We start from the raw sequence: 11,669 nt of genomic DNA, 5'->3' as shown, positions 1-11,669 counted from the left end.
TTACGATAAGTCGTCAATTGCGTAGGTGGCACCGATCACCCTTTCGTGTGCTTTTCACCAAAGACCTCAAGGGTCGCCGGGACACGGCCGACAAAGGATTCGTGAGTACCCTTGCGCACACCATGATGACCGCCGCCCGCCACGCCGACACCGGCCTCGCCGGCCCGGGCGAACTCGACCGTTACCCCTTCGCCGAGGCCTCCGGCACCGACCGCGTCGGCGTACCCCACTGGGACGGATCCGACCTCGAGTTGAGTCGGGCGGGCCGTCGGTCGGCGGGCAGCCGCGGCCGCGGGCTGCACGGCCAACTCGTCCAGCAGCTCGGCCAGATGATCGTTTCCGGTGACCTCGGAGCGGACCGCCCGCTGGTGCCCGAGGAGATCGGCCAGCGTTTCGAGGTCTCCCGCACGGTCGTTCGCGAATCGCTGCGGGTCCTGGAGGCCAAGGGCCTCGTCAGCGCCCGCCCCAACGTCGGCACCCGGGTCCGCCCCGTCGCCGACTGGAACCTGCTCGACCCCGACATCATCGAGTGGCGTGCCTACGGTCCGCAGCGCGACGACCAGCGCCGCGAGCTGAACGAGATGCGTTGGACCATCGAGCCCCTCGCCGCCCGTCTCGCGGCCGGACACGGCCGCCCGGACGTCCAGCAGCGGCTCGCGGACATGGTCGAGATCATGGGCCACGCCCTCGGTCAGGGTGACGGGATCACCTTCGCCCGCGCCGACAACGAGTTCCACGCGCTGCTCATCCAGGTCGCGGGGAACCGGATGCTGGAGCACCTCTCGGGCATCGTCTCCTCCGCCCTCCAGGTGTCCGGCAACCCGATCACCGCCTGCGACCGGCCGAGCGAGACCTGCGTCGCGCACCACGCGCGGATGGTGGAGGCGCTCGCAGCGGGTGACGCCACGGGTGCGGAGGCGGCCATGCGCCAGCTCCTGACGGTCCATCCGGAAGTCGAGCGCGTGGTCCCCGCGCCGCGCGAGCACTGACGCGCCGGACGGGCGGACAGGGGCGAGCGCGGGGTGGACGCAGGTCGCCGGGCCCGGTCGGGTCCGGCGACACCGGTGTCCGGGACGGCCGCGAACTCGGTTGTCCGCGACCGGATGAACGGCGGAACCGGGTTACCCGTGACCGAACGACCGGCATGGGAACACGCGGGATGTGACTCGGGCCACGAAGATTGGGCGTAACGCTCTGCGAGGTCACGCGATGACCTAAGAGGTGATGGCCGACGGAAGGAACACAGCAGCCGTTCCCGGTGCTGTGCAGCTCCCCGGCCGTTCCTTGCGCCGCCGGCCGGTCCCCCGTCGGTGGTCGTCGGCTCCGGTTCAGGACCAGGCCGGGGTCGGAAGCCGTTCCCACCGTTCCGAGAGGTTGTTCGTGTCGGCCAGCACATCCCGTACGCTCCCGCCGGAGATCGCCGAGTCGGATTCCGTGATGGCGCTCATCGAGCGGGGCAAGGCCGAGGGGCAGATCGCCGGCGATGACGTGCGTCGAGCCTTCGAGGCTGACCAGATTCCGCCAACCCAGTGGAAGAATGTTCTGCGCAGCCTCAACCAGATCCTCGAGGAAGAGGGTGTGACGCTGATGGTCAGTGCCGCGGAGTCGCCCAAGCGCCCTCGGAAGAGCGTTCCTGCGAAGAGCCCCGCCAAGCGGACGGCCACGAAGACGGTCACGGCGGCGCAGGCGGCGGTCGCCCCCGCCCCCGTCGCCGGCACGGCCCCCGGGTCCGGGGCGGGCGACCTGGAGGAGCCGCGGGCGCTCGCGGAGGGAACCGGGTCCGAGGTCGGATCCGAGGTCGAGGCCGGTGCCGGGGCCGATTCCCCCGCCCCCGCCAAGAAGGCCGCGGCGAAGAAGACGGCGGCCAAGAAGACGGCGGCCAAGAAGACCACCGCGAAGAAGACCGCGGCCAAGAAGACGGCGGCCAAGAAGGACGGCGAGGACGCGGGCGAGGACGAGGCCGCCGAGGGCGCTCCCGGCGCGGCCAAGGGCGAGGAAGGCGAAGAGGAGGAGGGCGGCGAGAACAAGGGTTTCGTGCTCTCCGACGACGAGGACGACGCCCCCGCCCAGCAGGTCGCGGTCGCGGGAGCCACCGCGGACCCGGTCAAGGACTACCTCAAGCAGATCGGCAAGGTCCCCCTCCTCAACGCCGAGCAGGAGGTGGAGCTGGCCAAGCGGATCGAGGCCGGCCTCTTCGGCGAGGACAAGCTGGCGAACTCGGACAAGCTCGCCCCCAAGCTCAAGCGCGAGCTGGAGATCATCGCCGAGGACGGGCGCCGGGCCAAGAACCACCTGCTGGAGGCCAACCTCCGCCTCGTGGTCTCACTGGCCAAGCGCTACACCGGCCGCGGCATGCTCTTCCTGGACCTGATCCAGGAGGGCAACCTGGGTCTGATCCGCGCGGTCGAGAAGTTCGACTACACCAAGGGCTACAAGTTCTCCACCTACGCGACGTGGTGGATCCGCCAGGCGATCACCCGCGCCATGGCCGACCAGGCCCGCACCATCCGCATCCCGGTGCACATGGTCGAAGTGATCAACAAGCTCGCCCGCGTGCAGCGCCAGATGCTCCAGGACCTGGGCCGCGAGCCCACCCCGGAGGAGCTGGCCAAGGAACTCGACATGACCCCCGAGAAGGTCATCGAGGTCCAGAAGTACGGCCGCGAGCCGATCTCCCTGCACACCCCGCTCGGCGAGGACGGCGACAGCGAGTTCGGTGACCTCATCGAGGACTCCGAGGCGGTCGTCCCGGCCGACGCGGTCTCCTTCACGCTCCTGCAGGAACAGCTGCACTCGGTGCTCGACACCCTGAGCGAGCGCGAGGCGGGCGTGGTGTCGATGCGCTTCGGCCTCACCGACGGTCAGCCGAAGACCCTCGACGAGATCGGCAAGGTGTACGGCGTCACGCGCGAGCGGATCCGCCAGATCGAGTCGAAGACGATGTCGAAGCTCCGCCACCCGTCGCGCTCGCAGGTGCTGCGCGACTACTTGGATTAGTACTACCTGGCCCTACCAGCGGGTAGGGGGTCGTACCGGTGGCCGTGCGCGGGTGCGCGCGGCCACCGGTCATTCCACTCTGGGTGCAGTCATGTCCACACAGAGTCAGGAGGCCCTATGCGTCGTCCCTTTGCCCGAGCCATGGCAGGTGCGCTGACCCTCGTGGCGGGAGCGGGCGTGGCCCCGCTGGCCCAGGCGCCACGCGCCCTCGCGGACGGCGTGGTGATCGGCGGGCAACCCGCGAAGGTGGCCGACAGTCCCTGGGTGGTGGCCCTGGCCAGCCGTGACCGGTTCGGGCGTACGCGGGCCGGACAGTTCTGCGGGGGCGTGGTCGTCGGCCCGACCAAGGTGCTCACCGCGGCGCACTGCCTGGGAGAGAACGTGCTGGGCGGCCCGGTGCAGTCGGTGTCCGACTTCGTGGTGATCGCCGGCCGGACCGAGCTGAACGCGGGCGACGGCCGTGAGATCGCGGTCAGCGGCGCCCGGGTGAACCCCGCCTACGACCCCTTCACCAACGCCGGGGACATCGCCGTACTGGAGCTGCGCGAGGCCGTCCCCGCCGGGTACGTCCTTCCGATGGCCGCCGGCGGGCATCCGGGCTACGCCCCCGGTGCGGACGCGACCGTATACGGCTGGGGGGACACGAGCGGCTTCGGTGACTACGCGTACGCCCTGCAGGCCGCCCGGGTGAAGGTGCTGGCGGACGAGGACTGCGTGCGCGCCTACCCCGGCGACGCGGACGGTCAGTACCAGGCGACCACGATGGTCTGCGCAGGGGCCCGGGAAGGCGGCAGGGATGCCTGTCAGGGGGACAGCGGGGGGCCTCTGGTGGCCCAGGGCAAGCTCATCGGGCTGGTGTCCTGGGGGCGCGGCTGCGGGCGCGCAGACAGCCCTGGGGTGTACACGCGGATCGCCCCGCTGATCGACTTCGTCGGCGGGGCGGGGCGGCGGGGCTGAGGAAGGCCGCCTTCGGGCGTGCCGGGGCATGAGGACGGGCGGCCCCCCTGGGTCTCAGGGGTGCCGCCCGTCGACCGGCATGCGCCGGTCCTGGCTCGTCGGGATGCGAGGTATAGGCCTGTGTCAGCGGTCCTCGGGGTCGGCCACAGTGGCCGGAGCGGTCGTAAGCCGCTCAGTCTCATCCTGTATTTCCGCGGCGATCTTCTTGAGTTCCGGCTCGAACTTACGCCCGTGGTGGGCGCAGAAGAGCAGTTCACCGCCGCTCAGCAGGACGACGCGCAGGTATGCCTGGGCGCCGCAACGGTCGCATCGATCAGCGGCCGTCAGCGGGGTCGCGGGTGTCAGAACAGTAGTCACGTCGCCTCTTCTCTAGCTCGACGAGCTGTCGTACCAGGGTCAACATCCAACCAGGCCGAAAACGTTCCCGCTCGCGGCTTTTCCTCGAAACTTCCTTCCGAAGCTGGCCGGCTGTTGCCGGTTGGCGGCGAAGGAGCCGTATTGCATTGCTTTACGGTTTCGCGTTGTCTGTCGTTGCTTCTTGCAGGTTCAGCCCTCTCCGGCGAAGGCCGGTTGTTGATGAGGACGTGCCCGAACCCTAAATGGTTCATGCCTGGAAGGGAACGTGATGTTTGCTTCACTCCAACGAGCGATCGAACATCCGTGCGGGCCTGCACTAGGCTGAAGGATCACGAGGGTGGCGTTACATAGGCTCTACCAGGCCTCGATACCCTCTGACCGGCACCCGAGCCACCCCTGCGCCCGACCGGGCCAGAAAAGAAATTCAGCGAGGAGCGAACTGCGTGACCGCCGACACGTCCGTGCCTTCCAGCGCGCTGCTGTCCGGAGCAGACCGGGACGGTTCCAACTACACCGCGCGGCACCTGCTCGTCCTCGAGGGCCTCGAGGCCGTCCGCAAGCGCCCCGGGATGTATATCGGGTCCACGGACAGCCGTGGGCTCATGCACTGCCTGTGGGAGATCATCGACAATTCCGTCGATGAGGCCCTGGGCGGCTACTGCGACCACATCGAGGTGATCCTCCACGAGGACGCCTCCGTCGAGGTCCGCGACAACGGCCGTGGCATCCCGGTCGACGTCGAGCCGAAGACGGGCCTGGCCGGCGTCGAGGTCGTGATGACCAAGCTGCACGCCGGTGGAAAGTTCGGCGGCGGCTCGTACGCGGCCTCCGGCGGCCTGCACGGCGTCGGCGCCTCCGTGGTGAACGCGCTCTCCGCCCGCCTCGACGTCGAGGTCGACCGCAACGGCTCCACGCACGCGATCAGCTTCCGCCGCGGCGTGCCGGGGATGTTCACCGAGCAGGGTCCCGACAGCCCCTTCGACCCGGCCAACGGCCTGCGCAAGGGCAAGCGCGTCACCAAGGGCCGTACCGGGACCCGCATCCGCTACTGGGCGGACCGGCAGATCTTCCTCAAGGACGCCAGGCTCACGCTGGACACGCTGTACCAGCGCGCCCGCCAGACCGCCTTCCTCGTCCCCGGCCTGACCATCGTCGTCCGCGACGAGCGGGCGCTCGAAGGCGCCGGCAAGACGGAGGAGACCTTCCGCTTCGACGGGGGCATCAGCGAGTTCTGCGACTACCTCGCCCAGGACAAGGCCGCCTGCGACGTCCTGCGGCTGACCGGCTCGGGCACCTTCAAGGAGACCGTGCCGGTCCTGGACGACCGCGGCCACATGACCCCCACCGAGGTCACCCGCGAGCTGGGCGTCGACATCGCCCTGCGCTGGGGCACCGGCTACGAGACCAACGTCAAGTCCTTCGTCAACATCATCGCCACGCCCAAGGGCGGCACCCACATGTCCGGCTTCGAGCGCTCGGTCACCAAGACGGTGAACGAGGTGCTGCGCTCGGCGAAGCTGCTGCGCGTGGCCGAGGACGACGTGGTCAAGGACGACGCGATGGAGGGCATGACGGCCGTCGTGACCGTCCGGCTCGCCGAACCCCAGTTCGAAGGTCAGACCAAGGAGGTCCTCGGGACCTCGGCCGCCACCCGGATCGTCGCCGCGGTGGTCGCCAAGGAGCTCAAGGCGTTCCTGACCTCGACCAAGCGCGACGACAAGCAGCAGGCGCGCTCCGTGATGGAGAAGATCGTCGCGGCGGCGCGGACCCGGATCGCGGCCCGCCAGCACAAGGAGGCGCAGCGCCGCAAGACCGCGCTGGAGTCCTCCTCGCTGCCGGCGAAGCTCGCCGACTGCCGCAGTGACGACGTGGAGCGCAGCGAGCTGTTCATCGTCGAGGGGGACTCCGCCCTCGGCACCGCGAAGCTGGCGCGCAACTCCGAGTTCCAGGCCCTCCTGCCGATCCGCGGCAAGATCCTGAACGTCCAGAAGTCGTCGGTCTCGGACATGCTCAAGAACGCCGAGTGCGGCGCGATCATCCAGGTCATAGGAGCCGGGTCGGGCCGCACGTTCGACATCGACGCCGCCCGCTACGGAAAGATCGTCCTGCTCGTGGACGCCGATGTGGACGGCGCCCACATCCGCTGCCTGCTGCTGACCCTCTTCCAGCGGTACATGCGTCCGATGGTCGAGGCGGGCCGGGTCTTCGCGGCCGTGCCGCCGTTGCACCGGATCGAGCTGGTCCAGCCCAAGAAGGGCCAGGACAAGTACGTCTACACCTACTCCGACAACGAGCTGCGCCAGACGCTGCTGGAGTACCAGCGCAAGAACATCCGCTACAAGGACGGCATCCAGCGCTACAAGGGTCTCGGCGAGATGGATGCCGATCAGCTGGCGGAGACCACGATGGACCCCCGCTTCCGCACGCTGCGCCGGATCAACATCGGCGACCTGGACTCGGCGGAGCAGGTCTTCGACCTGCTCATGGGCAATGAGGTGGCGCCCCGCAAGGAGTTCATCACCAGCTCGGCGGCGACCTTGGACCGCTCGCGCATCGACGCCTGATCCGCGGTCGGGCCGCCGTGCGGCCCGACCGGGCTCCGCCACCGGTTCCTTTCGCTTCCTCGTCCGTCCATCACCTGATGGGGTGAAGAGAACCCGGACACCGGTGGCGAACCCTTCCTTCGGCACATCCTGGGCGGTACGCGGCCACTGCGGCGGCGGACAAGGAGAGCCCGGTGGACAAGCAAGAAGGGCGCGATGCCGGAACGATAATCCGGTACGACGACCCCTGGTACGAGGCCCTCGCCGCGGGGTGGGGCGAGGGCGAGGGCGAGGGCGAGACGGGGGAGGCCGGAGCGCAGGCGCCCGGCCCGCGCTCGGCCACCGCATCCGACGACGACGGCCGGCGCGACCCCCGCGCCGCCGACATCTACCTGGAGGTGCAGCGCAGCGCGGCCTTCCAGGAGGTCCGCAGCCGCTACCGGGGGTTCGTCGTCCCGGCCACCCTCGGCTTCTTCCTCTGGTACCTCGCCTACATCGTCGCGGCGACCGCCGCGCCGGGGCTGATGGCCCGACCCGTCGTGGGCGCCGTCAACGTCGCCCTGCTCGCCGGGCTCGGCCAGTTCCTCAGCACGTTCGTGCTGACCTGGGCCTACACGCGCCACGCGCGGCTGCGCCGGGACCGCGCGGCCCTCGACCTGCGCTGGACCGTCTTCGAACAGGAGCGGGGCCAGGAGCGCACCCGGGGGGCCCACCGGTGAGTACCGAACACCAGACGCTGGCCCTCATCCTGTGCAGCCTCTTCATCGCGGTCACCCTGGGCATCACCACCTGGGTCAGCCGCAACCGGCACGGCTCCGCGGAGGAGTTCTACGCGGGAGGGCGGCTGTTCTCCCCTCTGGAGAACGGTTTCGCCATCGCCGGCGACTACATGTCCGCCGCGTCCTTCCTGGGCATCTCCGGCCTGATCGCGCTCTTCGGCTACGACGGCCTGCTCTACTCCGTCGGGTTCCTCGTGGCCTGGCTGGTGGTGCTGTTCCTGGTCGCCGAGCTGGTGCGCAACTGCGGCCGGTTCACCCTCGCCGACGTGGTCGCGGCCAGGATGAGCGAGCGGCCCGTCCGGATCGCCGCGGGCGTCTCCTCCGTCACCGTCTCGGTGCTCTACCTGGTCGCGCAGATGGTCGGCGCGGGCAGCCTGATCGGGCTGCTGCTCGGCAGTTCGAGCACCGGCGCCCGGACCCTGACCGTGATCGGCGTGGGCGCGCTGATGGTGATCTACGTGTCCTTCGGCGGCATGCGCGCCACCACCTGGATCCAGATCGTCAAGGCGGTGCTGCTGATGGGCGGGGCCGTCGCGCTCACGGTGCTCGTCCTGCTCCGCTTCCACGGCGACTTCAACCACCTGCTGACCAGCGCCGCCGCACGCAGCGGCCACGGCAAGGAGTTCCTGAACCCTGGACTCAAGTACGGCGGGGACTGGACCGCCCGCTTCGACTTCATCAGCCTCGGACTGGCGCTGGTCCTCGGCACCGCCGGGCTGCCGCACATCCTGTCGCGTTTCTACACCGTGCCGACCGCGCGGGCGGCACGCCGCTCGGTGGTGTGGGCGATCGCCCTCATCGGGGGCTTCTACCTGATGACGATCGTGTTGGGGTTCGGTGCGGCCGCGCTGCTGGGCCCGGACCAGGTGCGGGCCTCCAACGCCTCGGGGAACACGGCCGTTCCGCTGCTCGCGGCCCAGCTCGGCGGAGGGGCCGACTCCACCGGGGGCGCGGTGCTGTTCGCGATCGTCGCGGCCATCGCGTTCGCGACGATCCTCGCCGTGGTCGCCGGGATCACGCTGGCCTCCTCGGCCTCCGTCGCGCACGACCTCTACGCCTCGCTCAAGCGGCGCCACGCGCGGCAGCGCAGCGAAGTGACCGTGGCCAGGGCGGCGGCGGTGGGCATCGGGGCGGTGGCGATCGCCCTCGGGCTGCTCGCCCAGGACCTGAACGTGGCCTTCCTCGTGGGGCTGGCCTTCGCGGTCGCGGCTTCCGCGAACCTGCCGGTGCTGCTGTACTCGCTGTTCTGGCGGGACTTCACCACGCGGGGCGCCGTCTGGTCGGTGTACGGGGGGCTCGTCCCGGCCGTGCTGCTGGTGGTGCTCTCGCCGGTGGTCTCCGGCAGCCCCGACGCGCTGTTCCCGCACGTGAACTTCCAGTACTTCCCGCTGCAGAACCCGGGGATCGTCTCGATCCCGCTCGGCTTCCTGGCGGGCTGGCTGGGCACGGTCACCTCGGCCGAGGTCCCCGACGCGGCCCGGCACGCCGAGACCGAGGTCCGCTCGCTGACCGGCGCCGGAGCGGTGTGAACCATCAGGGGCGCGCGGTCGGGAGCCAGGTGTAGCGGTGTTCTGGGCGGCCGGTCTCCCCGTACCGCAGGGAGAGCCGGACGCGGTCGCTGCGTTCGAGGAGCTTGAGGTAGCGCTGCGCGGTCTGGCGGCTGATGCCCGCCAGGTCGGCGATCTGCTGGGTCGACAGGGGGCCGTCGGCGCTCCGCAGGACCTGGCGGACCAGGTCGGCGGTGGTGGGGGAGTGGCCCTTGGGGAGCTCGTTGGGCGTGGCGGCCCCGGCCAGGGCGCCGAAGATGCGGTCCACCTCGGCCTGCTCGGCCTCGCCGCCCCCGCCCAGCGCGCGGCGCAGGGCCCCGTACGCCTCCAGCTTGGCGCGCAGCCCGGCGAAGGTGAACGGTTTCACCAGGTACTGGAGGGCGCCGAGGCGCATCGCGGCCTGGACCGTGACGAGGTCGCGGGCGGCCGTCACCATGATCACATCGGTCTGGTGGCCGAGCCTGCGCAGCGATCCGACCAGGTCGAGCCCGCTGCCGTCGGGCATGTAGTGGTCCAGTAGGAGCAGGTCCACCGGCCGGTCCGGTGGGCGGGCGGTGATGAACTCCAGCGCCTCGGCGGCCGAGTGGGCCCGCCCCGCGACCGCGAAGCCGGGCACCTTGGCCACGTAGGCCGCGTTGATCCGGGCCACCCGGGGGTCGTCGTCCACGACCAGGACCTGGAGCGGGGAGCTGCTCATCGCAGGGCCTCCGGCAGTTCGACGGAGAATTCGGCCCCGCCGTCCGGGGCCTCACCGGCCCGCGCGCTGCCGCCCTGGCGCTGCGCGAGACGGCGTACGAGCGCGAGCCCGAGCCCGCGCTCGCGGTGTCCGCTGGGCAGCTTCGTGGACCAGCCTTCGGTGAAGATCTCCTCGCGCCGGTCGGCGGGCACCCCGGGGCCGCTGTCGCGCACCCGCAGTACGGCGGTGCGGCCCCGGGCGCACAGTTCCACCTCGACCCGGGGATCGGCCGAGCCGACCGCCGCGTCCAGGGCGTTGTCGACCAGGTTGCCGACGATGGTGACGAGGCCGCCGGGGTCGACGAGCCGGTCGGGCAGGAGGGTGGAGGGGGCGAGGCGCAGCGCGACGCCGCGTTCGGCGGCGACGGTGGCCTTGCCCACCAGAAGGGCGGCGAGCAGGGGGTCGTGGACCTTCTCGGTGACCTGCTCGGCGGTGCTGCGGTGCACGCCGACGACCTCGGTGAGGAACTCAGAGGCCTCCTCGTGCAGGCCCAGCTCGAGCAGGCCGAGGAGGGTGTGCAGCCGGTTGGCGTGTTCGTGGTCCTGGGCGCGCAGGGCATCGATCAGGCCACGGGTGGAGTCCAGCTCGCGGCCCAGGTGTTCCACCTCGGTGCGGTCGCGCAGGGTGGCGACGGCGCCGCCGTCCTCGGTGGGCATGCGGTTGGCGAGCAGGACGCGGGAGCCCTGCACGGTGAGCAGGTCGCGCCCGGTGACCCGGCCCGCCAGGACGTCGGTGGTCCGGCCGGGGCCGAGCAGCTCCTCCAGGGGGCGCCCGGCCGCGTCCGGGGCGCCGGGGGCGAGGCCGAGCAGCCGTGCGGCCTCGTCGTTGACCAGCCGGACGCGGCCCGTCCGGTCGAGGGCGACGACGCCCTCGCGGATGGAGTGCAGCATCGCCTCGCGCTCGGCGAGCAGCCCGGCGATATCGGAGAAGGCCAGGTCACGGGTCTGCCGCTGGATCCGGCGGGAGAGCACGAAGGCGGCGAGGGCGCCCACCGCCAGCGCGCCGCCGGCGTAGGCGAGCAGGCCGGGAATGGCGCCGACCAGCCGGTCCCGGACGTTGTCGTAGGCGATGCCGACGGAGACGGCGCCGACGATCTCGCCGTCGGTCGCGAGCAGCGGGACCTTGCCGCGGGCGGATCGGCCGAGGGTGCCCTCGTCGATCTCCATGACCTCGCGGCCGGCGAGCGCGTCGGTGGGGTCGGTCGAGACGGGCAGCCCGATCAGCTCGGGGCTGGGGTGGGAACGGCGGATGCCCCGGAGGTCCACGACGACGACGTACTCGGCTCCGGTGGCGCGGCGGACGCGCTCGGCGATGGCTTGGACCCGACCCTCCGGGGCGGCCGGGCCGGACAGCAGGGCGGTGGGCAGGTCGGGGTCGGCGGCGGTGCTCTGCGCGATGGCCAGGGCGCGCCGCATGGCCTGGTCGTCGAGCTGGGAGCCGAGCGGCGCCAGGAAGAGGCCGGTGGCCAGAACGGCGACCCCGGCGGCTATCGCCAGCTGGGTCAGCAGGATCTGGGAGACCGCCCGTCGGGGGCGGCCGAAGCGCCGGGCGCTCGTCGCGCCCGTGGCGCTCGTGAGGTGGGACCGCATGAGTACGAACCGTAGGGCGGCTTCCGCTTTTTAGGAATTTCCATGGGGCACGCAAATTCCTTGCGCTGCTTGCGTGCTGCTTGCGCAAGTGTTTCAGCAGGAAAAGTGTGGTCGTGGCGGTAGACGACTGACCAAGGCTCTGCAATTCTCGCACCGCAGTACGC

The 11,669-nt window shown here is 70.9% G+C and carries 9 protein-coding genes; 6 read left to right on the top strand and 3 right to left on the bottom strand.

All coding sequences use genetic code 11. The features are described 5' to 3' along the window. The first annotated feature begins 47 nt into the window (after positions 1-47). The 3 genes from ACIQWR_RS30835 to ACIQWR_RS30825 all read left to right on the top strand — a co-directional run bounded on the left by ACIQWR_RS30835 (position 48) and on the right by ACIQWR_RS30825 (position 3,954). A complete protein-coding gene (locus ACIQWR_RS30835) occupies positions 48-989 on the top strand; it encodes a FadR/GntR family transcriptional regulator (protein ID WP_404016233.1) in 942 nt (313 codons plus the stop codon). Positions 990-1,380: 391 nt separating this feature from the next. Continuing rightward, positions 1,381-2,997 (top strand): RNA polymerase sigma factor, encoded by a 1,617-nt coding sequence (locus ACIQWR_RS30830; RefSeq protein WP_404016230.1) that lies wholly within the window; start codon positions 1,381-1,383, stop codon positions 2,995-2,997. A gap of 117 nt (positions 2,998-3,114) precedes the next feature. Beyond that, positions 3,115-3,954, top strand: coding sequence for a S1 family peptidase (locus ACIQWR_RS30825; protein WP_404016227.1), 840 nt, complete (start codon positions 3,115-3,117; stop codon positions 3,952-3,954). 123 nt (positions 3,955-4,077) lie between these two features. Here ACIQWR_RS30825 and ACIQWR_RS30820 read toward each other — a convergent pair whose 3' ends face one another. Continuing rightward, positions 4,078-4,311: a hypothetical protein gene (locus ACIQWR_RS30820; RefSeq protein ID WP_385778219.1), complete on the bottom strand. Its 234-nt coding sequence runs from the start codon at positions 4,309-4,311 to the stop codon at positions 4,078-4,080. A gap of 443 nt (positions 4,312-4,754) precedes the next feature. On the opposite strand from ACIQWR_RS30820, the gene ACIQWR_RS30815 reads away from it, so the two are divergent. The 3 genes from ACIQWR_RS30815 (at position 4,755) to ACIQWR_RS30805 (ending at position 9,162) form a co-directional block, all read left to right on the top strand. Further along, complete coding sequence (locus tag ACIQWR_RS30815; protein WP_404016224.1) at positions 4,755-6,875, top strand: type IIA DNA topoisomerase subunit B; 2,121 nt, start codon at positions 4,755-4,757, stop codon at positions 6,873-6,875. A gap of 173 nt (positions 6,876-7,048) precedes the next feature. Continuing rightward, positions 7,049-7,573, top strand: coding sequence for a DUF485 domain-containing protein (locus ACIQWR_RS30810; RefSeq protein ID WP_404016222.1), 525 nt, complete (start codon positions 7,049-7,051; stop codon positions 7,571-7,573). Further along, a complete protein-coding gene (locus tag ACIQWR_RS30805; RefSeq protein WP_399261775.1) occupies positions 7,570-9,162 on the top strand; it encodes a cation acetate symporter in 1,593 nt (530 codons plus the stop codon). Before ACIQWR_RS30810 ends, ACIQWR_RS30805 begins: the two co-directional genes overlap by 4 nt. Before the next feature lie 4 nt (positions 9,163-9,166). On the opposite strand, the gene ACIQWR_RS30800 is transcribed toward ACIQWR_RS30805, so the two are convergent. Both ACIQWR_RS30800 and ACIQWR_RS30795 read right to left on the bottom strand, forming a co-directional pair. Beyond that, positions 9,167-9,877 carry a response regulator gene (locus tag ACIQWR_RS30800; RefSeq protein WP_404016219.1) on the bottom strand — a complete coding sequence of 237 codons (711 nt, stop codon included), beginning with the start codon at positions 9,875-9,877 and terminating at the stop codon, positions 9,167-9,169. Continuing rightward, entirely contained in the window at positions 9,874-11,505 is a 1,632-nt protein-coding gene (locus ACIQWR_RS30795; protein WP_404016216.1) for an ATP-binding protein, read from the bottom strand. The genes ACIQWR_RS30800 and ACIQWR_RS30795 overlap by 4 nt, the downstream gene beginning before the upstream one ends. Between the last annotated feature and the right edge of the window lie 164 nt (positions 11,506-11,669).

The sequence above is a fragment of the Streptomyces sp. NPDC098789 genome (genome assembly GCF_044759975.1).
Taxonomy (GTDB): Bacteria; Actinomycetota; Actinomycetes; order Streptomycetales; family Streptomycetaceae; genus Streptomyces.
The sequence above is the reverse complement of the archived record's forward strand: the minus strand, read 5'-3'. Positions and strand labels throughout refer to the sequence as shown.

Excerpts from the sequence above, each read along its gene's own strand:
- ACIQWR_RS30800 (WP_404016219.1), bottom strand. The coding sequence starts at position 9,877 with ATGAGCAGCTCCCCGCTCCAGGTCCTGGTCGTGGACGACGACCCCCGG.
- ACIQWR_RS30825 (WP_404016227.1), top strand. The coding sequence starts at position 3,115 with ATGCGTCGTCCCTTTGCCCGAGCCATGGCAGGTGCGCTGACCCTCGTG.
- ACIQWR_RS30795 (WP_404016216.1), bottom strand. The coding sequence starts at position 11,505 with ATGCGGTCCCACCTCACGAGCGCCACGGGCGCGACGAGCGCCCGGCGC.